The 26,679-nt window shown below is 58.7% G+C and carries 27 protein-coding genes; 6 read left to right on the forward strand and 21 right to left on the reverse strand.

Annotated elements, in window-relative coordinates:
- The first annotated feature begins 12 nt into the window (after nucleotides 1-12).
- From L0Y14_RS12255 to soxZ, 5 genes are all read left to right on the forward strand, one after another.
- The gene (locus L0Y14_RS12255; RefSeq protein WP_006475287.1) at nucleotides 13-1,230 is read left to right on the forward strand and encodes a vWA domain-containing protein; all 1,218 of its coding nucleotides are present in this window, start codon (nucleotides 13-15) and stop codon (nucleotides 1,228-1,230) included.
- A 173-nt stretch (nucleotides 1,231-1,403) separates the two neighbouring features.
- The gene (locus L0Y14_RS12260; protein ID WP_006475288.1) at nucleotides 1,404-1,832 is read left to right on the forward strand and encodes an FKBP-type peptidyl-prolyl cis-trans isomerase; all 429 of its coding nucleotides are present in this window, start codon (nucleotides 1,404-1,406) and stop codon (nucleotides 1,830-1,832) included.
- A gap of 101 nt (nucleotides 1,833-1,933) precedes the next feature.
- Entirely contained in the window at nucleotides 1,934-3,436 is a 1,503-nt protein-coding gene (locus L0Y14_RS12265; protein ID WP_006475289.1) for a M48 family metalloprotease, read from the forward strand.
- Between the two features lie 389 nt (nucleotides 3,437-3,825).
- On the forward strand, nucleotides 3,826-4,302 hold the full coding sequence (gene soxY / locus L0Y14_RS12270; protein WP_006475290.1) for a thiosulfate oxidation carrier protein SoxY: 477 nt from the start codon (nucleotides 3,826-3,828) through the stop codon (nucleotides 4,300-4,302).
- A gap of 46 nt (nucleotides 4,303-4,348) precedes the next feature.
- Nucleotides 4,349-4,666, forward strand: a complete 318-nt coding sequence (gene soxZ, locus L0Y14_RS12275) for a thiosulfate oxidation carrier complex protein SoxZ (RefSeq protein WP_005959703.1) — start codon at nucleotides 4,349-4,351, stop codon at nucleotides 4,664-4,666.
- Nucleotides 4,667-4,787: 121 nt separating this feature from the next.
- Here soxZ and L0Y14_RS12280 read toward each other — a convergent pair whose 3' ends face one another.
- The 21 genes from L0Y14_RS12280 to L0Y14_RS12380 form a co-directional block, all read right to left on the reverse strand.
- Nucleotides 4,788-5,117 (reverse strand): DUF2802 domain-containing protein, encoded by a 330-nt coding sequence (locus L0Y14_RS12280; protein ID WP_240991690.1) that lies wholly within the window; start codon nucleotides 5,115-5,117, stop codon nucleotides 4,788-4,790.
- Nucleotides 5,118-5,467: 350 nt separating this feature from the next.
- Complete coding sequence (locus tag L0Y14_RS12285) at nucleotides 5,468-5,950, reverse strand: chemotaxis protein CheW (protein WP_005959701.1); 483 nt, start codon at nucleotides 5,948-5,950, stop codon at nucleotides 5,468-5,470.
- 72 nt (nucleotides 5,951-6,022) lie between these two features.
- Entirely contained in the window at nucleotides 6,023-6,631 is a 609-nt protein-coding gene (locus L0Y14_RS12290) for a chemotaxis protein CheW (protein WP_005959700.1), read from the reverse strand.
- Nucleotides 6,628-7,425, reverse strand: coding sequence for a ParA family protein (locus L0Y14_RS12295; RefSeq protein ID WP_005959699.1), 798 nt, complete (start codon nucleotides 7,423-7,425; stop codon nucleotides 6,628-6,630). The genes L0Y14_RS12290 and L0Y14_RS12295 overlap by 4 nt, the downstream gene beginning before the upstream one ends.
- On the reverse strand, nucleotides 7,422-8,300 hold the full coding sequence (gene motD, locus L0Y14_RS12300; RefSeq protein ID WP_005959698.1) for a flagellar motor protein MotD: 879 nt from the start codon (nucleotides 8,298-8,300) through the stop codon (nucleotides 7,422-7,424). The genes L0Y14_RS12295 and motD overlap by 4 nt, the downstream gene beginning before the upstream one ends.
- A gap of 12 nt (nucleotides 8,301-8,312) precedes the next feature.
- Complete coding sequence (locus L0Y14_RS12305; RefSeq protein ID WP_005959697.1) at nucleotides 8,313-9,056, reverse strand: flagellar motor protein; 744 nt, start codon at nucleotides 9,054-9,056, stop codon at nucleotides 8,313-8,315.
- Nucleotides 9,057-9,243: 187 nt separating this feature from the next.
- Nucleotides 9,244-11,451 carry a chemotaxis protein CheA gene (locus tag L0Y14_RS12310; protein WP_005959696.1) on the reverse strand — a complete coding sequence of 736 codons (2,208 nt, stop codon included), beginning with the start codon at nucleotides 11,449-11,451 and terminating at the stop codon, nucleotides 9,244-9,246.
- An 80-nt stretch (nucleotides 11,452-11,531) separates the two neighbouring features.
- Complete coding sequence (locus tag L0Y14_RS12315; protein WP_005959695.1) at nucleotides 11,532-12,263, reverse strand: protein phosphatase CheZ; 732 nt, start codon at nucleotides 12,261-12,263, stop codon at nucleotides 11,532-11,534.
- 85 nt (nucleotides 12,264-12,348) lie between these two features.
- The gene (cheY, locus tag L0Y14_RS12320) at nucleotides 12,349-12,723 is read right to left on the reverse strand and encodes a chemotaxis response regulator CheY (protein ID WP_478210060.1); all 375 of its coding nucleotides are present in this window, start codon (nucleotides 12,721-12,723) and stop codon (nucleotides 12,349-12,351) included.
- A gap of 108 nt (nucleotides 12,724-12,831) precedes the next feature.
- Complete coding sequence (locus tag L0Y14_RS12325) at nucleotides 12,832-13,581, reverse strand: RNA polymerase sigma factor FliA (protein ID WP_005959693.1); 750 nt, start codon at nucleotides 13,579-13,581, stop codon at nucleotides 12,832-12,834.
- Complete coding sequence (locus L0Y14_RS12330; RefSeq protein ID WP_478210061.1) at nucleotides 13,578-14,465, reverse strand: MinD/ParA family protein; 888 nt, start codon at nucleotides 14,463-14,465, stop codon at nucleotides 13,578-13,580. The genes L0Y14_RS12325 and L0Y14_RS12330 overlap by 4 nt, the downstream gene beginning before the upstream one ends.
- Entirely contained in the window at nucleotides 14,452-15,729 is a 1,278-nt protein-coding gene (gene flhF, locus L0Y14_RS12335) for a flagellar biosynthesis GTPase FlhF (RefSeq protein ID WP_006475295.1), read from the reverse strand. Before flhF ends, L0Y14_RS12330 begins: the two co-directional genes overlap by 14 nt.
- 87 nt (nucleotides 15,730-15,816) lie before the next feature.
- Nucleotides 15,817-17,913: a flagellar biosynthesis protein FlhA gene (flhA, locus tag L0Y14_RS12340; protein WP_006475296.1), complete on the reverse strand. Its 2,097-nt coding sequence runs from the start codon at nucleotides 17,911-17,913 to the stop codon at nucleotides 15,817-15,819.
- 93 nt (nucleotides 17,914-18,006) lie between these two features.
- On the reverse strand, nucleotides 18,007-19,140 hold the full coding sequence (gene flhB / locus L0Y14_RS12345) for a flagellar biosynthesis protein FlhB (RefSeq protein WP_006475297.1): 1,134 nt from the start codon (nucleotides 19,138-19,140) through the stop codon (nucleotides 18,007-18,009).
- 3 nt (nucleotides 19,141-19,143) lie between these two features.
- The gene (gene fliR / locus L0Y14_RS12350; RefSeq protein WP_006475298.1) at nucleotides 19,144-19,923 is read right to left on the reverse strand and encodes a flagellar biosynthetic protein FliR; all 780 of its coding nucleotides are present in this window, start codon (nucleotides 19,921-19,923) and stop codon (nucleotides 19,144-19,146) included.
- Nucleotides 19,924-20,031: 108 nt separating this feature from the next.
- On the reverse strand, nucleotides 20,032-20,319 hold the full coding sequence (gene fliQ / locus L0Y14_RS12355) for a flagellar biosynthesis protein FliQ (protein ID WP_005959687.1): 288 nt from the start codon (nucleotides 20,317-20,319) through the stop codon (nucleotides 20,032-20,034).
- Between the two features lie 12 nt (nucleotides 20,320-20,331).
- Nucleotides 20,332-21,066: a flagellar type III secretion system pore protein FliP gene (gene fliP / locus L0Y14_RS12360; RefSeq protein WP_006475299.1), complete on the reverse strand. Its 735-nt coding sequence runs from the start codon at nucleotides 21,064-21,066 to the stop codon at nucleotides 20,332-20,334.
- Nucleotides 21,066-21,476, reverse strand: a complete 411-nt coding sequence (fliO, locus tag L0Y14_RS12365) for a flagellar biosynthetic protein FliO (RefSeq protein ID WP_006475300.1) — start codon at nucleotides 21,474-21,476, stop codon at nucleotides 21,066-21,068. Before fliO ends, fliP begins: the two co-directional genes overlap by 1 nt.
- A gap of 10 nt (nucleotides 21,477-21,486) precedes the next feature.
- Nucleotides 21,487-21,888: a flagellar motor switch protein FliN gene (fliN, locus tag L0Y14_RS12370; protein ID WP_006475301.1), complete on the reverse strand. Its 402-nt coding sequence runs from the start codon at nucleotides 21,886-21,888 to the stop codon at nucleotides 21,487-21,489.
- Between the two features lie 16 nt (nucleotides 21,889-21,904).
- Nucleotides 21,905-22,948, reverse strand: coding sequence for a flagellar motor switch protein FliM (fliM, locus tag L0Y14_RS12375; RefSeq protein WP_006475302.1), 1,044 nt, complete (start codon nucleotides 22,946-22,948; stop codon nucleotides 21,905-21,907).
- Between the two features lie 4 nt (nucleotides 22,949-22,952).
- The gene (locus tag L0Y14_RS12380) at nucleotides 22,953-23,486 is read right to left on the reverse strand and encodes a flagellar basal body-associated FliL family protein (RefSeq protein WP_006475303.1); all 534 of its coding nucleotides are present in this window, start codon (nucleotides 23,484-23,486) and stop codon (nucleotides 22,953-22,955) included.
- A gap of 481 nt (nucleotides 23,487-23,967) precedes the next feature.
- On the opposite strand from L0Y14_RS12380, the gene L0Y14_RS12385 reads away from it, so the two are divergent.
- Entirely contained in the window at nucleotides 23,968-26,568 is a 2,601-nt protein-coding gene (locus tag L0Y14_RS12385; protein WP_240991691.1) for an EAL domain-containing protein, read from the forward strand.
- Nucleotides 26,569-26,679 lie beyond the last annotated feature (111 nt).

The following is a 26,679-nucleotide window of genomic DNA, read 5'->3' on the forward strand; positions in this document are numbered from 1 at the left end:
TAACCAGCAAATATGGATATCGAAAAGATCGAGACCAAGCTGGCCGCGGCCCGCACCAAGCTAATCCTCGATAAGCCGTTCCTCGGTGCGCTGGTGATGCGCCTGCCGTTACAGGCGGCCGATCCCGACTGGTGCCCAGCCACCGCTACCGACGCGCGCAAGTTCTACTACAATCCGGAGTTCATCGACTGTCTGAGCCTGGATGAGACTCAGTTCATGCTCGCCCACGAGGCGCTGCACTGTGCGCTGTCGCACTTCGCGCGTCGCCAGCACCGCACCAAGCTGCACTGGGACATGGCCTGTGACTACGCCATCAACCCGCTGCTGATCGACGACGGCCTCAAGCCACCGCCTGGTTCGCTCTATCTAACCCAGTTCAAGGGCATGACGGCAGAGGAGATCTACCCCTGCCTCGACGAGAAGGATGACGAGCAGCCGCTCGACAACCATGTCTACGACCAGGACAACACCAAGAACCGTAGCAGTGGCAAAAACGAGAAAGATCTGCAGCAGGACAAGACGGAGCAGACAGACTCGCAGACCCCAGACCAGCAGCCTAGCGATGGCGGTGCCGAACAGCCCGAGCCACTCACTCCGGATGAGGCGGAGACCCTCAACATCCAGTGGCAGCAGCGCCTCGCCGGTGCCGCCCAGCAAGCGATGCAGGCGGGCAAGATGGGGGGCGAGATGGCACGCATGGTGGATCACCTGCTGCAACCGCAGCTGCCCTGGCGGATGCTGCTGGCGCGTTATATGACCGCCATGGCGCGGGATGACTTCAGCTACATGCGGCCCTCCCGCCGCGAAGGGGCGTTCATTCTGCCGAGCCTACGCAGCAACCAGGTGGAACTGGTGGTGGCGCTCGACACCTCCGGCTCCATCAGCAACGCCGAGATCACCGAGTTTCTCGCCGAAGTCAACGCCCTCAAAGGCCAGATGCGCGCCTGCATCACCCTGCTCGCCTGCGATTCACAGCTCGCCAAAGATGCCCCCTGGCGCTACGAGAGCTGGGACGAGTTCACCCTGCCGGAACAGATCCAGGGCGGTGGCGGCACCGATTTCCGCCCGGTGTTCAAGTGGATCAGCGAGCAGCCCCAGCGCCCCGATCTGCTGGTCTACTTCACCGATGCAGAGGGCGCCTTCCCCAAGCAGGAGCCGGGCTATCCGGTGATCTGGCTGGTCAAGGGCAAGACTAAGACCCCCTGGGGTGAGCGCATTCAGCTCAACTAACGTCCTGGCACATCACGGGATTTGTCCCTCTCCCTGCCATCTGTTACTTTTGCGCGGCAGTTTTACCATTCCGCCAGTCATCTCCCCTTCGCTTCCAGATTCGCCAGCCCGCGCTATCCCGACTCTGCCAGCTTCAAGCCGATGCAGCGGTACAACACCATTTGGAGACAACCATGAGCCAGGCACAGAACGGCGACAGCGTAAAGATTCACTACACCGGCACCCTCGATGACGGCACCCAGTTCGACAGTTCCGAAGGCCAGGAGCCACTCGAGTTTCAGATCGGCAGCGGCATGGTGATCCCCGGCTTCGATAGCGCCGTCAGCGGCATGAGCATCGGCGAAAAAAAGAGCGTGCGGATCCCGGCTGAGGAAGCCTACGGTGAGCGTGACGATGAGCTGGTTCACAATGTACCACGCGACGCCCTGCCCGATGATATGGAGGTAGAGGTCGGCATGCCACTGCAGGCACAGAGCCCGGATGGCCAGGTGGTGCAGATGACGGTGGTGGAGATGGATGATAGCTCGATCCGTGTTGATGCCAACCACCCGCTGGCGGGCCAGGCTCTCACCTTCGCCATCGAACTGGTATCGATCAACTAACAGCCCTTAAGCTGGCACCCTGACCAGCCGTCAGGGGTTTTGCCAGGCCAGATTTCAAGATCAGGCGGAACTCCCGCCGCCGGATAGACTCCATAAGGTTCATGAAACGATTCACCAGCCCATCCATTCCGCTGCTGCTGGCGCTCATCACGGCCCTGTTCGCTGCCGTCGTCTCGCTCAGCTTCGCCGCCGATGGCGATCTCGCGCCAGCGCCGGGGGGGATCCTGCTGCCGGAACTGGGCTCACCCTCGGATCAATATCTGACTCCGGCCGATGAGACGCGTCTGGGCCGGGAGTTCATAAAAAACGTTCGGGAAACCCAGGACGTAGTGGATGAGCCGCTGATCGACGAATATATCCAGTCGATGGGGCGACAGCTGGTCGAACAGAGTGATGCAGCGGGCGGCCAGTTCCACTTCTTTGTTATCCGCTCACCGGTCATCAACGCCTTTGCCGGTCCGGGAGGCTACATCGGCATCTACAGCGGGCTGATCCTGGCCAGCCAGAGCGAGAGCGAGCTCGCCTCGGTGGTCGCCCATGAGATCGCTCACGTCACCCAGAAACATCTGCTACGCGCTTTCGATGCAGCCAACCGGATGAGCGGTAAGACCGCCGCACTGCTGCTCGCTGCGGTGCTGATCGGAGCCAGTGCATCAGGCGAGGCGGGTATGGCTATCGCCGCCGGAGCACAGGCGAACGCCCTGCAGCAGCAAATCAACTTCACTCGCAGCAACGAGCAGGAGGCGGACCATGTGGGCATAGGCCTGTTGGCCGACGCCAGCTTCGATCCGCGTTCGATGCCAATCTTTTTCGAGCGCCTGACCGATGCCAGCCGCCTCTACGAAAACGGCATCCCAGAGATCCTGCGCACCCACCCGGTCACCACCAACCGTATCGCCGATGCACTGAACCGGGCAGATACCTACCCCTATCGCCAGTACACCAGCAGCCATCGCTACTATCTGGTGCGGGAAATGCTGCGGGTCAGCCACTATGATAAGCCGGCCGACGCCGTCAAATACTATGCGGAAGGCCTGAAGCAAGAGCGTTATCTCAACCAGGAGGCGCACCGTTTTGGTTATGTGCTGGCACTGCTGCAAGCCGGCAATCCCGACCAAGCGGAGAAGATGCTACAGCCACTGCTGAAACAGCGTCCCACTGAAACCAGCTATATCCAGGTGCAGGCCCGCATCGCCCTCGCCCGGAAGGAGATGGAGCAGGCTCTACAGACTTTGCAGACAGCCTACCTGCTGCTACCGAACGACTACCCGCTGGCAATTCACTATGCGGAGACTCTGCTCAAGGCGGGAAAACAGAGCGAGGTCGATAAGGTTATCGATCAACTGCGCGCGCTTCGTCCCCGGGAACCGCGCCTGTTGCGACTTGCCGCCCGCGCCGCACAGGCCCGGGGCAAACAGACTGAATCTCACCGGCAGCTTGCCGAGGCATATGTCTTCGAAGGGGATCTGGCTGCCGCCATCAACCAGCTCGAGATTGCCCTGAAGCAACCCGACAAGGGGGATTTTTATCTTCAGTCACAGCTTGAGGCCCGCCTGCAGGAACTGCAGCAACGACACTCGGAAGCACAGGCCAAATCTCAATGATCTCCGTTGCAGGATAAAACACAAACAAGCATTACGGTTAACCATTAGGCGGTCCACAGCAAACCCATCCGAGGCCTGCGGAAGTACTGCCGCAAACATTATAAACCACTAATATATAGACAATTTTTACTTGCCATCACCTGAAGTTAGGGTATTCTTACCGCCTACCTTGACAAGGTGATACAGGCAGCGGTCGCGAAAAACAGAAGCGATAACAGACCCCACCTGTGTGAGAAAAAAACCGCTTTCCCAACAAGTGAAACTTTAGACGCCAATCAGGCTCCAAATACAGCAGTACCGATATGCTTATGCGCCTCTCGAGGGCATACGCGCTTGTCGGAGAGTGGATATTTATCGCCCCCTAATCTTCTCAGTCAGGAGAATTATTGATGAGTACCGACATGAAACGCAGGATCTTCCTCAAAGGATCACTGGCTGCCGGCGCAGTAGGCATGGCTGCAGGCGCGGGCCTGCTGATGCCGCAGCAAGTGCTGGCCGCCTGGCCCTCAGCCGCTTTTGAAGCAAAGGAAATTCCGGCAGCACTCAGCGCTCTGATGGGATCAGACACCAGCGAGCCTTCCACCGATATCCGGGTCAAGGCCCCGGACATCGCAGAGAACGGTGCCGTAGTACCTGTCACCGTTGAGACTAGCATCGGCGGCGTGGAATCTATCGCCATCATCGCCTCCAACAACCCGGTACCTCTGGTTGCCTCCTTCAACCTTGGACAGGGCGCAAGCGGTTTCGTCTCCACCCGTATCAAGATGGGCAAGACCGGCGATGTGATCGGTGTTGTCAAAGCTGGCGGCAAGCTCTACAGCGCACGCAAGGGCGTGAAGGTCACCATCGGCGGTTGCGGCGGTTAAGCCCCACAACAGCATCGGAAGAACAGATACAGAGGTATAGAGAAAAATGGCGAAATCTAGCATCAAGATCCGGGCTAAGGCCAAGGGTGACGTCACCACTGTGAAGACCCTGATGACCCACCCGATGGAGACCGGCGGTCGCAAGGACAAGAAGACCGGCAAACTGATCCCGGCCCACTTTATCCAGGAAATCACATGCAAGCACAAGGGGAATACCGTGATAGCCGCACTGTTCAGTGGCGGTGTATCCAAAAACCCCTATCTCTCTTTCAAGTTTACCGGTGGCGCCAAGGGCGATGAAATCGAGTTAAGCTGGAGCGATAACAAAGGCGGCAGCGACAGCAAGGTCGCAAAGATCAAATAAGATCCACTCTGACCGCTTACGAAGCCGGCGAAGTCTTACAGCATCGCCGGCTTTTTCGTGCCCGCTAGAGAAGTGAAATGGTGGAATCGGCAGGGTCGGCGAGAGACGCCCACCGTCACAATCAAGCCTGACTGTTGCGGTGCAGCATCACGATCAGATCGGCCTCCCCGCCACTGATCCCCAACTCATTGACCAGTTGCTCTGCACTAGCCCCCTGCTGCACCAGGCGAATCGCCTCCGCATAGGGGGGATGATCGCCAGCCTTGTTGTGTTCAATGGTCTCCTGGCGCTCTTCTAGATCACGCCCGCGGCGCTCCAGCCGGATTACCCGCTTATCCACACCCACTGCACTGGAACAGAGCGCGCCAACAGACTGTTTGAGGGTCTCAACCTCACCTCTCAGGGATGATAATTCATTGCGGAAACGACGTCCGGTCACAAGCAACGCCACCCCCCTGCCAGAATGATCAGCAGGCACAAAACGACCGCAGCAATTGCAATGCTGCTGTCAACCATCAAGCATACTCATCGATATGAGGCTTCCCATTATCATTCTGCTCATCGGACTGGCGCTTGGGTCGGCGATCTTTTCTCTCCTCGGGAGGTCTGGGCTTCTCCCGCTTCTCCGGTCTTTTCGCCGGAGTGATAGGATAGAGCGGATTTAACGGGTTCTGTTCACCAATTTCAGGCATAACGATGTCCCCCTCCCCTCTTACGCAGAACTATCTTTTCACTACCCGACACTATAGTGGCTCAAGAGGATGATTCAATGCGCTGGCCTGACGTCTCCAGGGGCCGGCATCAGAAGGCTTTGATCGCGGCCCACTCCTGATCGGTAAGGAGTTTGTTCAGATCGACCAGGATAAGCAGGCGGTTCTCCTGTGTTACTACCCCTTGAATGTAGCGCGAACTCTCCTCACTACCGACATTCGGTGCCGCATCAATCTCCGTCTCGCGCAGTTCGACCACTTCGGCTACAGAATCGACCAGGATACCTACCACCTGTTTTTCCGACTCGATAATAATAATGCGGCTAGCATCATCCACCTCATGGGGGGGCAACCCAAAACGACTCCTCGTATCGATCACTGTTACCACATTGCCACGAAGGTTAATGATGCCAAGTACAAATGATGGTGCTCCAGGAACCGGGGCTATCTCGGAAACGCGGAGCACCTCCTGCACCTTCATCACATTGATGCCGTAGCTCTCATCCATCAGACGAAAGGTCACCAACTGAATCACTGCATCGTTGAATTCACTTTCTGCTGCCATTTCGTTCATTGCCTTACCTCACACCCATCGTTTCGACGAGTTGAATCTATAAATCTGCAAGATGACAAACCGGTGAGCCGATCAACCATTGATCATGCCCACCAGCCCATCCACTTCCAACAGCACAACAAGTTGTTCAATCATCACGCCCGCCATCCAGATACGACGACTTGCCTCTCGTGCCCAACAAACATCGCCCCTGACCAGAGTTGTCGTTTCACAGACCCTGTCCACCACCAGGCCGATTCGCCCCTCATCCACCAGAAGCAGATAACCCTTTGAGCACTCTCCTCCAGACCGCTCCGGCATGATCAGCTGTGCCGTATCAATAATCCCAACCAGTTCATCTCGTCTCATCAGCACACCGAGCATCCATTTCGGTTGCTTCGGAACAGCGGCACACTGGCCATCCCAGGCCGCGACTTCACTGAGACAAACCAGTGGTACAGCCAGTGAGACGCCCTCCACCTCAAACAGGAGTGTCTGAAACGGTGTTTTCGACCAATTCGGCGAAAACCGCAGCCCTTCTGATGGACTGGGGACAGCATCCAGCACCTCGACTTCAACAGGCGATGGGGCTTGCAGCAGCTCATCCACCTCCGCCAGCAACATATCGAGGTAGCTGGTCAGGGCCAGATCTTTTTCAGCCAAACCGACAACTGGCTGTTCGTATTCAACCGACCTGATCATCTGGTACCGGCCCGGGAGAGCGGCTCCCCTTCACGCTGAAGTTCCTGCAGCAACTCCGTGTAGGCGGCAACACTGCGGCAATTAGGATCAAACATCGATGGCGGCATACCCGCCCGGCTCGCCTCCCGCAAACGGGTGTCGACCGGAATCAGGCTCTGCCAGAGATGCTCCTTATATGTCTCACGCAACACCTTCAGGCTCTCCACAGAAGCCCGCGTGCGTACGTCATACATGGTGGGAACAATAGTGTAGGGAAGCGGCGTGGCGCGTGCTTTCAGTACCATCCGCAGGGTATGCAGCATACGCTCCAGCCCTTTCAGGGCGAGAAACTCGGTCTGCACCGGAATGATCAAATGTTCACAGGCGGCGAGTGCATTGATCATCAGTATTCCCAGGATGGGGGGGCAATCGATCACCACATAATCATAGCGGTCGTGCAGGCGTGCCAATGCATTGTTGAGCACCAGCCCCATGCCATCCAGCCTGCCCGCCTGACGGTCCAGGGTTGCAAGCACCATCGCAGCGGGGATCAGATCTAGCCCTTCGGTGCCAGTGTTATAGATCAGGCTGGCGGGGTCCACATCTCGCTTGTCCGCCACCGCCTTGAACAACGAGTAGACACTCTCATCGACCATCTCGGGATCGTAGCGAAAGTAGCTGGTCAACGAACCATGGGGATCGATATCGAGCATCAGGGTACGCAGTCCCCAGTTGGCAAGCAGTCCGGCGATGCTGACGGCGGTGGTGGTCTTACCCACCCCCCCCTTCTGGTTGGCGACCGTCCAGACTTTCACCGCCCTGTACCCAGCCTGCCGAACATTAGATCCGACTCCATACCCTGACCGATGATCACCAGGGTCACGCGCCGATTTTTCTGCCGACCCGCTTCACTAGTGTTGTCCGCAATCGGATGGTATTCACCAAAGCCGATCGCCGCCAACCGCTTCGGCTCCACTCCCAGCCGGCTGATCAGATCCACCACACTCGCTGCACGGGCTGCGGAGAGCGCCCAGTTCGACGGGAACTCATTGGTCCGGATAGGGCGGTTATCAGTATAGCCTTCAACCCAGACCCGGTTTGGTAGTACGCCGATAATCTTGCTGATATCCCTGAGCACTTTCAGCGCCACTCGCGACAACTCTGCACTACCGCTGGGAAACAGCAGTTTGTTCTTCATATCCACCAGCACACGACCATCTTTGTAGTCGACATCGATCAACTCTGCTTCCACATAAGGGGCTAACATATCCCCGATAGCTGCGCTGAGATATTGCAATCGCTGGGCCTCGCTCAACCCTCCTTTCGCTTTGTCGCTCTCCGCCAGCAGACTGCGATGCGGATTGACCGGCTCGCTGCCCGACTCCTCATAGGTGCCCGGGCCAAGTTTCACGTCAGTCTCGATCAGCGCGCTCTTCTGACCCACAGCATCGGCTGTGCCCTGATCCCGCTTCAACTCGCCCAACTGGATCGGTTCCAACGTGCGCCCCGCCTCTTTGAAGGCTTGGGAGAGAGTATTGGAGAGCACCCGATATTTGCCCTCATTTACCGATGAGAGCGAATACATGACCACAAAAAAGGCGAATAGTAGGGTAATGAAGTCGGCATAGGAGACGATCCACCGCTCGTGATGGACAGGCTCCTCTACTCTCTTGCGTCTGCTGCGTGCCATCGAATTATCTCATCAGAGAAAAGCTGTCAGTTTCATCTCAATATTGCGTGGGTTTTCACCCTCAGCAATCGCCACTACCCCTTCGATCACCATCTCCCTGTATTTGCTGTTGTAGGCAGCCAGAGTCTTGAGTTTTGCCGCAATCGGCAGCAACACCAGATTGGCCAGCCCAACACCGTAGATGGTGGCCACGAAGGCGGTAGCGATACCACTGCCAAGCTTGCTCGGGTCGGCCAGATTCTGCATCACATGGATCAGGCCCATCACCGCTCCAATAATGCCAATCGTCGGCGAGTAACCACCCATCCCCTCAAACACCTTGGCTGCCTGGAGATCGTGCAGTTCTGTGGCATCCACCTCCATCTCCAGGATGGAACGAATCACCTCAGGCTCGCCGCCATCGACCATCAGTTGCATACCTTTGCGCATGAAAGGATCGGGCTCCTCCTCTGCAACGCGCTCCAATCCGAGCAGCCCCTCCTTGCGTGCAATATTGCTCCACGCCACCATTTTCCTGATGGTGGCGCTCATGTCGTTGTGACGCGTCAGAAACACCCGGCCGGTAAGGCGTATCGCATGGGAAAATACGTTCATTGGTGTCTGCAGCAGAATCGCACCGACAGTGCCTCCGATCACGATCACCATCGCTGGCCCATTCAGCAGGGCGTCGATGTGCCCCCCATCGAGCCAGTTACCACCGATAATCGCCATGAAAGCGATGATCAGGCCAACAAAACTGAGGATATCCGGCCTCATCTAGACCTCTCCTCGGCCCCACACTCCATCACGACATGCATACCAAGCAGCATGCCCACCTCAACACAACGATGGGCTTCGAAAGATGTGAGATATTTGGAGCGCAACACCATGTTCACTACCTGCCTCTCTCTCCAGATACATCAGTCCCGATACCCTGGTCTACCTGTCTGGCATGGCAGCAGCTTCAGAATTTTCTGGCGTACTTGCGCATCAGCCCGGGCATGTCGAGTATCAATGCGATCTTGCCATCACCCGTGATGGTGGCACCGGCCATGCCTTCCATACCCTGCAGCATGGCGCCAAGTGGTTTGATCACCACCTCTTCCTGACCGATAAGGTCATCCACTACCAGCCCCACCTGAATGTTGCCGATATTGACCACCACCACATGACCGAGCCCACGCTCCTTATCTCTTGGTGGGGCCGTGGGCACCAGCCACTCCCGTAGATAGAACAACGGCAGCGCACGCTCACGCACCATGATCGTGAGCTGACCATCCACCACATTGGTCCGTTTCAGATCCAGATTGAAGATCTCCACCACATTAGCCAACGGCAGAGCAAACGGCTGGGTACTGAGTATCACCATCAAGGTAGGCAGAATCGCCAGGGTCAGCGGCAACTTGATGGTGATCACGCTACCGCGCCCCAACTCTGAATCGATCTCCACTGAGCCGTTCATCTGCGCAATCCGCGTCTTCACCACATCCATTCCCACACCACGTCCGGAGACATCCGATATCTCGGTCTTGGTGGAAAACCCAGGCTGGAAGATCAGGTTGAAACATTCCCTGTCATCGAGCCGGGAGGCACTCTCCTGGTCCATCAGACCCTTCTCCACCACCTTGCGGCGAAGCACATCGGGATCCATCCCGTGACCATCATCGCTGATCGAGAGCAGGATGTGGTCACCCTCCTGCGCAGCTGCCAACTGCACTGTGCCACGTCTCGGCTTACCCATACGCTCCCGCTCTTCCGGCTGCTCAATACCGTGATCCACCGAGTTTCTTACCAGATGGACCAGCGGGTCGGCGAGCGCCTCCACCAGATTTTTATCCAGGTCGGTATCCTCGCCAACCATCTCCAGATCGATCTCCTTTTTCAGGCTGCGAGCCAGATCCCTAACCACCCTGGGAAAACGGCCAAACACCTTTTTGATCGGCTGCATGCGGGTCTTCATCACCGACAGCTGCAAATCCGAGGTCACCACATCAAGATTGCTCACCGCATTCGCCAGCTCTTCATCATTCAGCGTCGCCTTTAGTGTGGCCAGTCGATTGCGTACCAATACAAGCTCGCCCACCATATTCATGATGTCATCCAGGCGTTGCGTATCGACGCGAACCGTGGTCTCCGCCTTGGCGGGTTTAGTCTTCGGGACTGCTGGCGCGGATCCGGGCTTTGTCTTTGGTTCCGGCTCTGTTTTCTTAGGTTCTGCAGCCTGTTGCGGCTTGGGGCTTGCCACCTGCTGAGGCGCAGCATCTGTCTTCGGCACCACGGGCTGTTCCGGGCTGGCTGCGGTAGCCGCCGAAGCGCCGGCAAACTTCCCCTTGCCGTGCAGCTCGTCCAGCAGGGCCTCAAACTCCTCCTCGGTGATCTCATCAGCGCCGACAGAAACTGTCTGAGCGGAAGCGGGTGGCTTGAACTTGCCCTTGCCGTGCAGTTCATCGAGTAGGTTGTCGAACTCCTGTTCGGTTATCGAATCTGACTCAGCTACCGATTTTTCCTCACCGGGCACAGCGGCAGTGGGCATCCCGGTGAATTTACCTTTGCCATGCAGTTCATCCAGCAGATTATCGAACTCATCCTCAGTGATCTTGTCGTTGCCATTGGGTGTGGCAGCGTGTGCGGGCTCCTGAATCGACTCAAGCAGCTCTTCAAATTCTGCATCGGAGAGTTCACCCTTCTTAGCTGTCGCGGGCGCCACACTCTCTGCAGGTGCAGCTGCTTGGGCCTGGGAACTCTCCTCTCCGGAAGACTTGGCTTGAGCCCCGGCTTCAGCTTCGGGAACAGAAAAACTGTGCAGACTCTGGATCAGCGCCGGGGCTGCATGCTCTGGTTCGATGCCGTTCCGTACGCTGTCAAACATCTCGTTGACAACATCCAGTGCGTTCAAGACCACATCCATCAGATTGGCATCGATGCTGCGTTGCCCCTGGCGCAGCACGTTGAAAACATCCTCAGCCCGATGGCAGACTTCGACCAAGGCCTCGATACCGAGGAAGCCTGCACCTCCCTTGATGGTATGAAAACCACGAAATACCGCATTCAGCAGGTCATAGTCTTCCGGCCGCTGCTCCAGATCCACCAGCTGCTCGCTCAGCTGCTCCAGAATCTCTCCTGCCTCTACCAGGAAATCCTGCAGTATTTCATCATTTACATCGATCGCCATGCTTTGCTCCCGAAGCCCGCTGACACCTTCAAAAACTTTCCTAGTTCCACATGCAGGTGTGTCGGCAACTCAACGCAGAACTAAAATCCGAGGCTTGAAAGCAGGTCGTCCACCTCATCCTGACCGTTCACCACATCCCCTTGATCCACCCCAGGCACCACAGGCCCTTCAAGCTTCTCTGGCTGCTGTTCCCGTTTTACCTCCATCCGCTGGCCGGTAATCCGCACCAGCATCACCAGACGCTGCTCCAGATCCTGCACCAGATCGATCACCTTCTTGATGATCTGCCCGGTCAGATCCTGAAAGTCCTGCGCCATCAATACCTCTGAGATGTTTTCATGCAGGGCGGCGGCACTGCAGGCTGACTCTTTTAGAAAACCATCAAGCGCCAAGCTGAGTTCCTGAAATTCGTCCTTGTTCAGCTGTCGAGAACGGAATTTATCCCACTCTCCTGCAAGCTGTTTCGCCCGCCCTTCCATCTCAGCCACCAGCGGCAGGCTCTTCTCAACAGCCGTCAAAGTGCGGTCCGCCGATTGTTGCGTCATGGTAATGACATAGCTGAGACGCTCTTTGGCATCGGGGATGTCGATCTCGGTCAGCTCCGCCATACGGGCGTCCAGCAGAAAGCCGTTGATCGCTTCGTGAAGTTCGCGCGTTAGACGGCCAACCTCTTGAAATAGCTCGCTCTCTCTTCCCAGCGACAGCTCTGCGATGAGCTGCTCGGCCTCCTGATTTTTCCCTGCCTCAAGCATTTCGACCAAAGCACGTGCCGTCTCCAGACGAGCAGTACCAATATCCGGTGTTTCCTGCATCTGGTCTCTCCCGACTAGGGCCTGCTATACCGACAAAATGGACGCAAACGACACATTCGCCAACGCTAGCTGTCCCTGGAGTACATCAACCTTCGATACGTTCGAAGATTTTGTTGATCTTTTCTTCCAAAGTCGCTGCGGTAAATGGCTTAACCACATAGCCGTTGACCCCCGCCTGCGCTGCTTCGATGATCTGCTCTCGCTTCGATTCGGCAGTCACCATCAATACCGGCAAAGCGGCAAGCTTGGCATCGGCACGCACCGCTTTGAGAAGATCGATGCCGGTCATGCCTGGCATGTTCCAGTCACTAACCAGGAAATCGAAGTTCCCGTTCTGCAGCATCGGTAACGCGGTGGTCCCGTCATCGGCCTCATGGGTATTGGTAAAACCCAGATCCCGTAACAGGTTCTTGATGATGCGCCTCATGGTGGAGAAGTCGTCCACAATGAGAATCTTCATATTTTTATCCAAGGCAACCTCCCATCACTGTGTCGCCACTGTAAGACTGGAAGAAGTGCGTTGCAGCATTGACTTCCCCCCAAACCGTTCTGTTCCGACCATTGAGACTCACTCCTCTTCCACCAAAGTCAGCCACTCGCTCAGACGCGAACGCAAACGTAGCGTAGCCTGACTGTGGATCTGGCAGACCCGGGATTCACTCACACCAAGCACCTGACCTATCTCTCTCAGATTGAGTTCGTCGTCGTAATACATGGAGATCACCAGCCGTTCACGCTCCGGCAGACCGGCGATCGCCTCCGCCAGCGCATTCTTAAACGCATCTTTCTGCAGCCCTTCAAACGGCCCTTCATAGGTATTCTTGCCGGTGGCAGGGGTGATGTTGATCTCGCCGACCGCGGTCAGCTCATCCAGGCTGAAGACCCTCGAGCCGGTGGAATCCTTCAGGATCTGGTGATACTCCTTGAGTGACAGGTTGAGCGCCTCAGCCACTTCAACATCACGGGCATCCCGCCCCTCTGCATTTTCGATCTCGCGCATTGCATCAGAGACCATGCGCGCCTTGCGGTGTACCGAGCGGGGCGTCCAGTCACTGCGACGGATCTCATCGATCATCGAGCCACGAATGCGAATCCCCGCATAGGTCTCAAAACTGGCACCCTGGGTGGGGTCGTAGTTGCGACTCGCCTCCAGCAGCCCCAGCATACCCGCCTGGATCAGATCATCTGCCTGCACATTCGGCGGCAGACGGCTCATCAGATGATAGGCAATGCGCTTCACCAGCCCCGCATGCCGGGTCACCAGATCATCGTGCTCCTGATCGTTCTGAATGGCCGTGTAACTCGCCAAGCCGTTCACCTTGCACTCTCCCCGTATTGACTTGAAAACTGGATCAGACGCTCAACAAAAAACTGCAGATCACCACTAACCCCGGTGGGGAGCGGCCAAGTATCGGCCTTCTTCGCCAGATTCTTGAATGCCTGTGCAGCCTTTGAACGCGGGAAACCATCCACCACCGGCCGCTGTGCTTTGACCGCTTTGCGCAGCTGTTCGTCATAAGGAATGCTGCCCATGTAGCTAAGCATCGCATCCAGATAACGGTCGGTGACCCGACACATCTTATTGTAGAGATCACGCCCCTCCTGCACCGTTCTCACCATGTTGGCGAGCACCCGAAAACGACTGACACCGTGTTCCCGGTTGAGCAGCTTGATGATGGCGTAGGCATCGGTGATCGAGGCCGGCTCATCGCAGACCACCACCACCACCTCCTGCGCCGCACGACTAAAACTGACCACCTGGTCGGAGATCCCGGCAGCGGTATCGATCAGCAGTACATCGACATCGTTGGCCAGCTCACTGAAAGCATTGATCAGACCGACATGCTGCGCGGTACTCAGTTCGGCCATCTTTTGCACACCGGAGGCCCCTGGCACCACCTTCATGCCGTGAGGGCCGGTCACCAGGATCTCCTCCAGGCGGCGCTCGCCGCGCATCACATGGGAGAGATCGAACTCGGGATGCAAGCCGAGCATCACATCGATATTGGCCAGCCCGAGATCCGCATCCAGCAACATCACGCGCCGCCCCATCTCCGCCATCGCCACCCCCAGATTGACCGAGATATTAGTCTTGCCAACCCCACCCTTGCCGCCAGTCACGGCAATCACTCGCACCGGCTCGGGATTCACCATGCGGCGTAACCCGGCGGCTTGGTCTTCGATCTGATCAGACATGAGCATGTTCACCCGTTCCTCCAAATGCGAGAGCCAGGTAGGCCTCATCCAGCACCTCCCCTGCCTCCTGGGCGAGTTCGATGGCTTGACTGACAAGCGTGTGAGCCCTTGCCAGATGCAGATCCTCCGGCACCCGCTGCCCATCAGTGGTAAAGGCAAGCGGCAACCCGGCCTCGATCAGGGTACTGAACACCCCGCCCAGGGATGCCGCTTCATCCATCTTGGTTAACACCACCCCCACCGGATTGGCGACACGGAAGGCGTTCACCGCATGGTTCATCGCGGCACGTTGGGTGGTGGCGGAGAGGGTCAGCAGGGTCGTCACCGGATGGTTGCCGGCGGTGATCAACGACAGTCGTTCACTGAACTGCAGATCTCGCTGACTCATGCCCGCTGTATCGATTAGCACCAACCGCTTGCCTGAGAAGGTATGCAGCGCATCGCTCAATTCATCCGCGCTGGCGGCTGAACGCACCGGCACATTGAGGATCCGGCCGTAGTTATGCAGCTGCTCCTGGGCACCAATGCGATAGCTGTCACAGGTGATCAGCGCCAGACTTCTGGAACCCTGGCGCAGACAGAAATGCGCCGCCAGTTTGGCGATACTGGTGGTCTTGCCCACCCCGGTTGGCCCCACCAGGGCAATCACGCCGCCCTGCTCCAACATATCCCCATCCATCACCGGCAGTTCGCCGATGAGGTGGAACATCGCCTGCCGCCAAGCCTGCTCCGGGCTCTCCGTTGCATCGACCCGCTCGGCCAGCTTGCGGCAGAGATCGGCACTCAGCCCCAACTCCATCAGTTGCCGCATCAGCTCCTGTTTCTGCGGTGATCGCTCCCCCAAGTCACGCCAGGTCAGCTCGGAGAGCTCCAGTTCCATCATCCGACGCAGCTCGGACATCTCACGGCGCATCTCCTGCAGCAGCGGATCCTGACTCCACTCCACCCGCTTGGCCGCAGGCTGACGCTGGCGACGCAGCTGATCGAGCTTCAGTGTCTGTGCCGGCGGCTCATGCCGCTCGCCGATATAGGGTTCATTTTTAGGCACTTCCGACTGTGGCGGCCTCAGGGGGCGAACATCCGCCATCGCCGGTGGCTCAGGCTCAGGCTCGGGCGTGAATGCCGCCTCGTCGTAGTCCATCGCCGCCACCAGCTCGACACCGCCATCCACCCGCTTATTGGAGAGGATCACCGCATCTGAACCGAGCGTCTCACGCACCTTGCGCAGGGCAGTTCGCATGTCGGGAGCAAAAAACCGCTTGATCTTCATCGTCCACAATCCTTCTGGACAGGCCGTCCATTCAAAGGAACGCTAGCCTTGTGTGGCTTGCTCCCCTTTTCTGTCCCAGCCTGCCTGTTAGGTTTCCGCATGGTTTCCGCCGATAGTCGACACCACTTTCACCTGGTGGTTGTCCGGAATCTCGTTGTAGGAGAGGATGTGCATGCCCGGGGCCGCATGTTTGGCGAAGCGCGCCATCCAGGCGCGGATCGGTGCTGCCACCAACAAAATGCTCTCCATTCCTTCTGCCTCCATGCTGGAGCTGGTCTCAGCCAGCGCCGCCTGTAGCCGCTCTGCCAAGCCAGGTTCAAACCCAGCTTGCCCCTCTTCCGAGGTCTGCAACGTCTGCTGCAATATCTGTTCCAGACCCGGCTCAAGCACCGCCACGGGAATTTCCGCATTAGAACCAATGAGTTGCTGGACGATACCTCGAGAGAGCGCAACCCTGACTGCCGCCGTCAAAATGACAGGATCCTGACTTCTTGGCGCCTGGTCCGCCAAGGTTTCGGCAATCGTGCGGATGTCGCGGATCGGAATATGTTCCGCCAGCAGGTTCTGCAGGATCTTCAGCACCACACTCAAGGAGAGCAGCTTGGGTACCAGATCCTCCACCAGCTTCGGTGCGGTCTTGCCGAGCGAATCTAGCAACTGCTGCACCTCTTCATGACCCAACAACTCATGGGCCTGGTTGTGCAGGATCTCGCTCAGATGGGTCGCCACCACTGTGCTGGCATCGACCACCGTGTAGCCCAACGTCTGGGCATGGTCGCGCTGCTCATGGTCGATCCAGACCGCATCCAGACCAAAGGTGGGATCTTTGGTAGAGGTGCCCTGCAGCTCACCAAACACCCGCCCTGGATTGATCGCCAGATCACGGTCGGGAAAGATCTCCGCTTCGGCGCTGATCACGCCGTTAATGGTGATGCGATAGGCGTTGGGCGAAAGGTCCAGGTTGTCACGAATATGCACCGAGGGGATCAGGAAACCCATCTCCTGAGAGAGCTTGCGCCGCACCCCCTTGATACGATTCATCAGCTGCCCACCTTGGTTGCGATCAACCAGCGGGATCAGCCGGTAGCCCACCTCTAGGCCGATCACATCCACCGGCTGCACATCGTCCCAGGTCAGCTCACGCTGCTCCGGTGACGGCTCCGAGGTAGCGGGCACCTGCACCTCCTCCGCCGCCTGCTGTTGGCGCTGGTGGATCATCCAGGCACCACCACCCGCTGCGGCGGCGAACAGCAGAAAGACGAAGTTAGGCATACCGGGGATGATCCCCATCAGCAACAGTACCGAGGCCGCTACCGCCAATGCCCTGGGCGAGGCGAATAGCTGAGTGATGATCTGCCCACCCACATCCTCGCTGCTGGCGACCCGAGTGACGATGATCGCCGCCGAGGTCGAAAGCAGTAGTGAGGGGATCTGTGCCACCAGACCATCACCGATGGTCAGCAACACATAGTTTTGCAGCGCCGTAGAGAAATCGAGGCCGTGCTGCGCCATGCCGATGGCGAGACCACCGATGATATTGATGAAGAGGATCAGGATGCCGGCGATGGCGTCACCCCGCACAAACTTGCTGGCGCCATCCATCGAGCCGTAGAACTCCGACTCCGACGAGATCTCGATGCGCCGTGCGCGCGCCTCATCCTGATCGATCAGCCCGGCGTTGAGATCGGCATCGATCGCCATCTGCTTGCCCGGCATCGCATCCAGGGTGAAGCGGGCGCTCACTTCCGCGACTCGACCGGCACCCTTGGTGACCACCACGAAGTTGATGATCACCAGGATCAGGAAGACCACCAGACCCACTGCATAGTTGCCGCCGATGACAAACGCGCCGAACGCCTCGATCACCTTGCCGGCCGCATCACCGCCATGATGTCCTTCCAGCAACACCACCCGGGTCGAGGCAACATTCAGCGCCAGTCGCAGCAGGGTGGCGATCAGCAGCAGGCTGGGAAACACCGCAAACTCCAGCGGCCGGCGAGTGTAGACCACCACCAGCAGCACCACCAGCGAGAGGGCAATATTGAAGCTGAAGAAGAGGTCGAGCAGGAACGGCGGCAGCGGGATCACCACCATCGCCAGCAGCATCACCACCACCAGCGGGGCACCCAGACCGTGGGCTCCCACCTGCTTCACATTATCGAGAATCGCTGTTGCGTCCATCATATCAACCTGAAATAGGGCAGCCCATGACCGCCACATCCATACCTTGCCACCACCGCATGTCGGGCACGGCCCAACCTATTTGTCCTCCACGCATCAGTCGTGCCGAAGATCTTCCGGCACCGGCAGATCCTCCGGCACCTCAGGCGGCTCACCACCAAATTCGTCATAGGCCTTCAGCTGAAACACGTAGGCAAGCAGCTTGGCGACCGCCAGATAGAGCCCGGCGGGGATCGACTCGTTCAGCTCGGTGCTGAAGTAGATAGCGCGGGCCAGCATCGGCGACTCGATGATCGGCACCTGCGACTCCCCGGCCACCTGGCGGATGTTTGACGCCACCAGTTCGCTGCCCTTGGCCACCAGCTTTGGCGCCTGCATGCGATCCTGGTCGTAGCGCAGCGCCACTGCATAGTGGGTCGGGTTGGTCACCACCACATCCGCCTTCGGCACCTCCTCCATCATGCGCCGCTGCGCCATCTCCCGCTGCAGGCTGCGGATCCGATTCTTCACCTCGGGGCGACCCTCGGTCTCCTTCATCTCATCGCGCACCTCCTGGCGGGTCATCTTCAACTGCCGAGTGTGATCCCAGAGTTGAAACGGCACGTCGATGGCGGCGATCAGGATCAGGGTCGAGGCGAGCAAGATCACCGACCAGCCGACCAGACTACTGATCAGATCGAAGCCCTGGTGCAGGTCCATTTCGTGCAGCTGCAGGTAGTTCTCCAGAGTGTTCCACAACAGCAAAACAGTCAGCCCGCCGATCAGCACAAACTTGGCGATCGCCTTCACCACCTCGATCAGCGCCTTGGCGGAGAACATCCGCTTGATGCCCTTCAGCGGACTCAACTTGCTCAGCTTCGGCATCAGGTTTTCACTGCTGACCGCCAACCCACCCAGTACCACCGAACTGGCCACTGCCAGCACGACCATTACCAGGAAGTAGGGAAGCAGCATCATGAAGGCGCTCTGCAGACTCTCCGTCAGGCGCACCAGCATGCTGCTGACATCGAAGATCTCCTGCCGACTGATGGTGAAGCCGCTGCTCATGATGTCACGCAGCTCCTGCGCGAAGTGACCGCTCATCATCACCAGAGTGATCACCCCACCGAGGGTCACCGCCATGGTGTTGAGCTCCCGTGAGCGCGGCACCTGCCCCTTGCGCCGCGAATCGCTCATGCGTTTCGCTGTCGGTTGTTCTGTTTTTTCCTGGCCGTCCTTATTTTCGGCCATAGTTCACCTCGTTACGGCCAGCAGCCGCATTACCAGTTGGAAGCCCTCCTCCAAAATATTGGAGAAGACAGTCAGTACATTCGGCAGGGTCACCCAGACCAGTGCGAAACCAAACAGTATGGTGATCGGGAAACCCACGGAGAAGATGTTGAGTTGGGGCGCGGCGCGCATTACCACCCCCATGCCGATGTTAACCATTAACATCGCGCTGACCATCGGCAGTGCGATCAGCAGGCCGCCGGCGAACATCCGACTGGTCCAGGCGACGATCTCACGGAAGCCGTTGCGGTTAATGCCGTCCAGCGCCACCGGCAGAGTCCGAAAGCTGTCCACCAGCAGTTCGATCAGCAGCAGATGGCCACCGAGAAAGAGAAAGATGAAGCTCGCCAGGATCAGGTAGTACTGGGCCAGCACCGGCACCTGCACGCCGTTTTGCGGATCGACCATGGAGGCGAAACCGAGGCCCATGCTGTAGGCCATCACTTGGCCGCCGAACACTAGCGCGGCGAATACCATCTGCAGCAGGAAGCCCATCACTACACCGATCAGGATCTGCTGCAGCATGATGATAAAACCAGGGTAACCGATCACATCGATGCTCGGCATCGGCGGCAGGGTCGGCGCTACCGCCCAAGTGATGAACACCGCCAGAGCGAGCCGAAATCGCACCGGCACCTGGCGTGAGCTGAACACCGGCGCCGCCATCAACATCGCGCCGATGCGTAGCAACGGCCAGAGCCAGGCCCCAATCCAGGCATCCAGTTGCGCTTCGCTAAATGACATCGCTCTACCCAACCTCAGGCATCACCGGCCATCACATGGCCACCACTGCCAGAAAAAACCCCACCCTCCCTGGCAGGTGCGCAGACGCCGCAGCGACCGCACATGCACTCATAAGCCTCCCACCCCCATTGAGATCAGTTCCGGGATGCTCTCGATCAAGGTGCGGGCAAAATCGGTCATGGTGCGCAACATCCAGGGCCCGGCGACCATCAGCACCATACCCACCACCGCCAGCTTGGGGATGAAGGTAAGGGTCATCTCGTTGATCTGGGTCGCTGCCTGGAAGGTGGCGACGATCAACCCGACCGCCAACGCTGGCAGCAACACCACCGCAATGATCGAGCCGATCACCTGCATCGTCTGCTGGCCGATAGTGATGACGGTATCCGGATCCATACTCTGCCTCCGCTAGACTTGAAAACTGCTCGCCAGGGTGCCAAACACCAGCGCCCAGCCATCGATCAGTACAAACAGCATGATCTTGAACGGCAGCGAGATGATCATCGGCGAGAGCATCATCATGCCCATCGACATCAGCACGCTGGCCACCACCACATCGATGACCAAAAACGGGATGAAGAGCAGGAAGCCGATCTGGAAGCCGGTCTTCAGCTCGCTGGTGGCAAAGGCCGGCAGCAGCAGTGAAAAAGGCACATCCTCCGGACTCTGCAGCTCGCCGTAGTTGCCGATACGGGCAAACATCGCCAGATCGTCCTCACGAGTCTGCGCCAGCATGAACTCCCGCACCGGCTGGGCCGCCGCCTGCAGCGCAGGCATCGTGGTCAGCCGATCCTCCAGGTAGGGCTGGATCGCCACTGTATTCACCTCTTTGAAGACCGGCATCATGATGAAGATGGTAAGAAACAGTGCAATGCCGACCAGGATCTGGTTGTTGGGGGTGCTCTGTGTGCCCAGCGCCTGACGCAGGATCGCCAGCACGATAATGATGCGGGCGAACGAGGTCATCATCATCAACGCGCCGGGGATCAGGCTCAGCGCCGTCATGAAGAGCAGCACCTGGATGCTCAGGGTATAGGTCTGCACTCCACCGGCATCCTGGGTCACAGTCACCGCCTCCACCCCGGGGGCCGCCTGCAGGCCGAGGCTCAAGAGTAGTCCGATCAGCAATACTCCGGCCCTCATCACGACTGCTCCTCCACCGCCTGACTCAATTCTTTCTCGAAGGGTTGCCCGCCCTTCTCCCCACTACTCGAAAGCAGATGTAGTCTCTCCACCCGCCCCGGCGCGACGCCAAGCAGCAATCGCACCCCTTCCACCTCGACCACCACTACCCGCTCCCGCGGGCCCAGCGAGGCACCGCCCACCACCCGCACCAGACCCTTGCTGCCGCTGGGCAGCTGGCCATAGCGTTTCAACAGCCAGGCCGCACCAAAGATCAACAACAGCACCAGCAACAGACCACCGGCGGTCTCCAGCAGTTGCGTCGCAGACATCGGCTCAAGCATCGTGCCGCCCACCTTGCCGCCCGGGGCCTCCGCCGCCGTCGCCAGCAGGCTGCATAAAAATAGAGGGATTGCGCTGAGGCGGATCATTAGAGGGCCCCTAGCTAAGCCGCTTGACCCGCTCGGCAGGGCTGATGATGTCGGTCAGACGCAGGCCAAACTTTTCATTCACCACCACCACCTCGCCTTGGGCGATCAGAGTACCGTTGACCAGCACATCCATCGGCTCGCCGGCGAGCCGGTCGAGCTCCACCACCGAGCCCTGATTGAGCTGGAGCAGATTGCGGATGTTGATCTTGGTGCGGCCGATCTCCATCGAGATGATCACCGGCACATCAAGAATCGCATCCAGGCTGACCGTTTCGGCATCATCCTCATCCTCCGCGCCATTCACCGCCGGCAAATTTGCACCACCTTCACTGCCACTCTGCTCTTCCAGGGCCTCGGCCCACTCGTCGCCGACCACTTCAGCACCCTGCTCGCTATTTTCTGTATCACTCATGATTCAAGTCCTGTCTCTATTCCGCTGCGGATCCGGCTGCAGAATCCGTCTCATACTCAAGATATTCGTGCAACGCCTCCTGCCGTTTCGGTTTGATCCACTTCGAGATGCGTACCGAATAGTTGCCATCGGAGACCCCCAGCTTGCCGCGGAAGACCGGCACCTCGGCAGCGGTCACCTCCACCTCCTCTGGCAGCTCAATCGGGATGATGTCCCCCTTGTCCAGCTTCGACAGCTCACGTAGGGTCACACAGGTCTCGGTGAGGATGCTTTTGAGCTCGATCTTGGCACCGAGGATCTCTTCGCGCAGGGAGCGCTCCCAGCGCTCATCCCGCTCACCCCGGTCGCTCTGCACACCCGCATCGAGCAGCTCACGGATCGGCTCCAACATCGAATAGGGCAGGCAGATGTGGAAATCACCGCCGCTGTTCTCCAGGTCGATATGGAAGCTAGTCACCACTACCACCTCGGAGGGGCTGACGATATTGGCAAACTGTGGGTTGACCTCGGAGCTGTCGTACTCGAACTCCACATGAAACACCGGCTTCCAGGCCCCCTGCAGATCGCCGAACGCCTGCTTCAGCAGCAGCTGGATCACCCGCAGCTCGGTGGGGGTGAAGTCGCGCCCCTCGACCTTGGTGTGGAAGCGCCCGGTGCCACCGAAGTAGTTGTCCACCACCGCAAACACCAGCTTGGGGTCGATCACGATCAAGGCTTTGCCACGCAGCGGACGCATGCGCACGATGTTCAGGCTGGTCGGCACAAACAGGCTGTGGACGAACTCGGAGAACTTCTGCATCTGCACCCCGGAGACTGAGATATCTGCGGAGCGGCGCAGCATATTGAAAAGACTGGTGCGGAAGTGGCGGGCAAAACGCTCGTTGATCATCTCCAGGGTCGGAAGACGCCCACGCACGATCCTGTCTTGACTGGCGAAGTCGTAACTCGAGATCCCCCCAGCATCCACCTCGACCTCGGCCTCGGTGCTGACATCGCCGCTGTCGACGCCATGTAGCAGGGCATCGATCTCTTCTTGTGAGAGCAGATCGTTGGTACTCATCAGATCACTGCATCACAAAGTTGGTGAAATAGAGGGCCTCGACCTCGCCCGGTCCATCCAGCTCCTTGACGATGCCGTTGAGCTTGTCGAGCATCTCCCGCTGCAGCGCCTCCTTCGCCTCGCGGTTCTTCAGCACCTTGCCATCCTTCGCTCCAAGCAGGTCAAGAAAGTGGTGGCGAATCATCGGGTCGTTATGCTTGAGAAACTCGACCATCTGGTCGCTGCGCACCCGCACAGTCACGCCAACCTGTATCAGGCTCGGCTTGCCCGGAAGATTGACGACAAACACCGGATCGAGGGCGTGATACTGCGGCGGCCCCTTCTCGACCTCCGCTGCAGGCTCCTCCTCCTTGGCCTGTTCCTGCTCCTGCGCCACCTCTTCCTCTGTCGGTGCCTCATCACCCATCAGCAGAAAATAGGCCGCCGCACCACCACCCAACAGCAATACCGTCGCCACCGCGATGATGATGATCAGCTTCTTCTTGCCGGGCTTCTCATCGCCCAGCTCCAGATCCTCTTTTGCCGCATCTTTGGCCATTGCCCACTCCCCAAGATTGTTTCGACAATCCAGATGCAAAATGAGTGCCAGCAGAGAATTAGTGGATTTGTCATGGAGTTAGACAAAGCATGGCCGCCAATGCCGGTTTATTGACAAGAGATGAGTGGACGACCGGCAAAATAACGGCAGGGTCGGCCACCAACAAACGGCGCTCCCGCCTATAGGTCAGGCTTCAGGGTAAGGGAGTCGATGAGATGGCCTCCCCCCACTTCCTAACCGGCGTCACAATGCACCATGATGGAAGCGTATTAACCATCAACAAAAGCGAGAGACAATTATCTCATCGACCCTTTATGATCAATGCTCGTGCCTGAATCCCTACTCATCTCTGGGAATGGACATCCTATACCTCATCATCCACACTGGGCGGTTGTGAGTCTCGAGAGCTGCGTGCCACGCCATGCCGCTAGCTCATAACATTCAGTCAAAGTAAGGGATGCCCAGCCGAGCAGTCGACATTATGACCAACGATCCTTCCTTACGAGTTTCCACTAAACGCCGCCGTATCTTGGGTTTCGCCGCAGCGATGCTCTGGACCCTCGCGCTCGGTGGGACCCTGGCCTGGAACCTGTGGCAGCAGGGGGGGGTTCTGTTGGACGAAGGGCGCAATCAGGCGCGAGCGGCACTGGAAACCCAGGCCGCCATGCGCTATTTCGTAACCCATGTCGGTGGGATCTACGTACCCGTGGCCAAGGGGGTGGAGCCCAACCCCTTCCTCGCCCACCTCTCCTACCGGGACATCCCTGGTCCAAATAGCGGAACACTCACCCTAGTGAACTCCTCCTACCTGATCAGGTTGGTAGACGAGATGACGCCGGGCCGTGACCGGGTGCGGGTGCGGGCCGTCGCCATCGATCCCCTATCCGAAAAAAATGCCCCAGACACCTGGGAGCGAGAGGCCCTGCGTCGCATTCGCTCCGGAGCATCGGAGTGGGGGGAGATGGTGGTCGAGGAGGGCAAACGTTGGTGGCGCGAACTGCGACCACGCATCGCCTCGGCAGAGTGCCTGGACTGCCATCGAGGTCAGGGCGTGAAGACCGGCGAAATCCTCGGTGGACTCTCGGTGAGGGTGCCCCTGGACCCCTTGCAGGCAATCATGGCCCGACAGCGCATGGGCGTCTGGCTGGGTTATGGCCTGATCTGGTTCCTCGGGCTGGGGGGAGGCATCTGGGGCTACGTCCTGACCGGGCGATGGGCACGGCAGCGTGTGGCCATGGAGGGCAAACTGAAACGCGAACTGGACAATGAGCGCACCTTGGGCGATATCCTCGAGATCTCCCTCGCGGAGATGCCCTTCGAATCGCGTCTGCACCGCATCCTGGAGGTGACCACGCGTAGCTCCCTGGCCGACCTGGAGCCCAGGGGGGCGGTGTTCCTGGCGGATCCCGAGACTGAGAGCCTGCACATGGCTGCACAGGTAGGGCTGGCCCCCGTTTTGCTCGATGCCTGCGCCCAGATCTCCTTCGGCCACTGCCTCTGCGGGCGGGCCGCAAGCACGCGCGAGCTGGTGTTCGCGGGTTGCGTGGACGAGCGCCACGAGACCCGTTATCCCAACATGACTGCCCACGGCCACTACTGCATGCCCATCCACAGCGGCGAACGCCTGCTTGGCGTATTTACTCTCTATATCGCCGAGGGTCATGTCCGGGACCAGCAGGAGCAGCTCTTCCTAACCTCGGTGGCCGACATCCTCGGCAATCTGATTGAGCGCCATCTCGCCCGCCAGAGTCTGGAGCACCAGGCCTTTTACGATGAGCTGACCGGCCTGCCCAACCGTAGTCTGTTCCTGGATCGCCTGCGCCATCATTTGGGGGGGGGACGAGGTCAAGGGGAGGTTCTTTCGGCGGTGATGTTTCTCGACCTGGATCGCTTCAAAACCATCAATGATGCCTTGGGGCACGATCATGGGGACCGGCTGCTAAGCGAGGCGGCGCGACGCATTGCAGGCTGCGTCCGCCCCCAGGACACCGTGGCGCGCCTAGGAGGGGACGAGTTCACAGTGTTGCTGGAAGAGGTCGCTAACCCAGCCACCGTCACCCATATCGCCGAGCGTATCCATCGTGCCTTGGAAGAGTCGTTTAATCTTGATGGACGCAGGGTGACCACCTCCACCAGTATCGGTATCGCCTTCACCGATACCCTGGAGCTAAGCCCCGATGGCCTGCTGCGCGACGCCGACACCGCGATGTACCAGGCCAAAGCCGAGGGCACGGGGCGTACCGTGATCTTTGATGTGGGGATGCACAGTGCCGCACAGCAAGTCCTGACCTTGGAGCAGGACCTGCGGGCCGCCGTTGTCGAGGGCCAGATCGAGGCCTGGTACCAACCCATCGTGGACTTGACCGACGGGACCATCCACGGCTTCGAGGTACTAGCGCGCTGGCGCCACCCCGAGCGAGGCATAATCTCCCTGGGGGAATTCATTCCCGCCGCGGAAGAGGCCGGGATAGTGCGCGACATCGACCGCCACATGCTGGAGCAGGCCTGCGCGGCCCTAGTGGACTGGCGCAGCCGCTTTGCCACAGACACCATGGATAGTCTCCATCTGGCGGTGAACCTCTCCTGCAAGCATTTTGCCCAAGGTGATTTCATGGACTGTCTGTTGTCTACCACTAAGGCGGCCGGAGTGAGGCCGGAGCAGATTCGCCTAGAGATCACTGAGAGCCTACTGCTGCGCGACCCCGAATCCGCGGGACAGGTGCTGAATCGCCTGCGTGGGATGGGCTTCAAGGTCGCTCTGGACGACTTTGGAACCGGTTATTCCTCACTGGCCTATCTCCACCGCCTGCCAGCCCAGGTGCTCAAGATCGACCGCAGTTTCGTCGCTGGTTTCCTGAATGACACCGCCCAGTCCGCACTGGTGGCGAGCATTATCCGCATCGCCCATGGGTTCCAAATGGAGGTGGTGGCCGAGGGTATCGAAACCGAGGCCCAGGCCCAGGCCCTAGCCGCCATGGGCTGTCAGTTGGGACAGGGGTTCTACTACTCGCACCCGGTACCCCGGGAGGAGGTCGATGAGTTGCTGCAGGCCTGCAAATTACCACTGTGCACCACTGGGTGATATCCCCGCCAGCTCCGCTGCGGATTCCTCGGAGGGAAGCGGGATGATCTCCCCCTTGTCCAGCCTCGACAGCTCATGCAGGATCAAGCTGGCCTCGGTAAGAATGCTTAA

This window comes from Candidatus Endoriftia persephonae (assembly GCF_023733635.1).
GTDB lineage: Bacteria > Pseudomonadota > Gammaproteobacteria > Chromatiales > Chromatiaceae > Endoriftia > Endoriftia persephonae.

What these genes read in the sequence shown, in the direction of transcription:
- L0Y14_RS12255 (WP_006475287.1), top strand. Translation starts at nt 13, where the DNA reads ATGGATATCGAAAAGATCGAGACCAAGCTGGCCGCGGCCCGCACCAAG.
- L0Y14_RS12260 (WP_006475288.1), top strand. Translation starts at nt 1,404, where the DNA reads ATGAGCCAGGCACAGAACGGCGACAGCGTAAAGATTCACTACACCGGC.
- L0Y14_RS12265 (WP_006475289.1), top strand. Translation starts at nt 1,934, where the DNA reads ATGAAACGATTCACCAGCCCATCCATTCCGCTGCTGCTGGCGCTCATC.
- soxY (WP_006475290.1), top strand. Translation starts at nt 3,826, where the DNA reads ATGAGTACCGACATGAAACGCAGGATCTTCCTCAAAGGATCACTGGCT.
- soxZ (WP_005959703.1), top strand. Translation starts at nt 4,349, where the DNA reads ATGGCGAAATCTAGCATCAAGATCCGGGCTAAGGCCAAGGGTGACGTC.
- L0Y14_RS12285 (WP_005959701.1), bottom strand. Translation starts at nt 5,950, where the DNA reads ATGAACGAAATGGCAGCAGAAAGTGAATTCAACGATGCAGTGATTCAG.
- L0Y14_RS12290 (WP_005959700.1), bottom strand. Translation starts at nt 6,631, where the DNA reads ATGATCAGGTCGGTTGAATACGAACAGCCAGTTGTCGGTTTGGCTGAA.
- motD (WP_005959698.1), bottom strand. Translation starts at nt 8,300, where the DNA reads ATGGCACGCAGCAGACGCAAGAGAGTAGAGGAGCCTGTCCATCACGAG.
- L0Y14_RS12305 (WP_005959697.1), bottom strand. Translation starts at nt 9,056, where the DNA reads ATGAGGCCGGATATCCTCAGTTTTGTTGGCCTGATCATCGCTTTCATG.
- L0Y14_RS12310 (WP_005959696.1), bottom strand. Translation starts at nt 11,451, where the DNA reads ATGGCGATCGATGTAAATGATGAAATACTGCAGGATTTCCTGGTAGAG.
- L0Y14_RS12315 (WP_005959695.1), bottom strand. Translation starts at nt 12,263, where the DNA reads ATGCAGGAAACACCGGATATTGGTACTGCTCGTCTGGAGACGGCACGT.
- cheY (WP_478210060.1), bottom strand. Translation starts at nt 12,723, where the DNA reads ATGAAGATTCTCATTGTGGACGACTTCTCCACCATGAGGCGCATCATC.
- L0Y14_RS12330 (WP_478210061.1), bottom strand. Translation starts at nt 14,465, where the DNA reads ATGCTCATGTCTGATCAGATCGAAGACCAAGCCGCCGGGTTACGCCGC.
- flhF (WP_006475295.1), bottom strand. Translation starts at nt 15,729, where the DNA reads ATGAAGATCAAGCGGTTTTTTGCTCCCGACATGCGAACTGCCCTGCGC.
- flhA (WP_006475296.1), bottom strand. Translation starts at nt 17,913, where the DNA reads ATGATGGACGCAACAGCGATTCTCGATAATGTGAAGCAGGTGGGAGCC.
- flhB (WP_006475297.1), bottom strand. Translation starts at nt 19,140, where the DNA reads ATGGCCGAAAATAAGGACGGCCAGGAAAAAACAGAACAACCGACAGCG.
- fliR (WP_006475298.1), bottom strand. Translation starts at nt 19,923, where the DNA reads ATGTCATTTAGCGAAGCGCAACTGGATGCCTGGATTGGGGCCTGGCTC.
- fliQ (WP_005959687.1), bottom strand. Translation starts at nt 20,319, where the DNA reads ATGGATCCGGATACCGTCATCACTATCGGCCAGCAGACGATGCAGGTG.
- fliP (WP_006475299.1), bottom strand. Translation starts at nt 21,066, where the DNA reads ATGAGGGCCGGAGTATTGCTGATCGGACTACTCTTGAGCCTCGGCCTG.
- fliO (WP_006475300.1), bottom strand. Translation starts at nt 21,476, where the DNA reads ATGATCCGCCTCAGCGCAATCCCTCTATTTTTATGCAGCCTGCTGGCG.
- fliN (WP_006475301.1), bottom strand. Translation starts at nt 21,888, where the DNA reads ATGAGTGATACAGAAAATAGCGAGCAGGGTGCTGAAGTGGTCGGCGAC.
- fliM (WP_006475302.1), bottom strand. Translation starts at nt 22,948, where the DNA reads ATGAGTACCAACGATCTGCTCTCACAAGAAGAGATCGATGCCCTGCTA.
- L0Y14_RS12380 (WP_006475303.1), bottom strand. Translation starts at nt 23,486, where the DNA reads ATGGCCAAAGATGCGGCAAAAGAGGATCTGGAGCTGGGCGATGAGAAG.
- L0Y14_RS12385 (WP_240991691.1), top strand. Translation starts at nt 23,968, where the DNA reads ATGACCAACGATCCTTCCTTACGAGTTTCCACTAAACGCCGCCGTATC.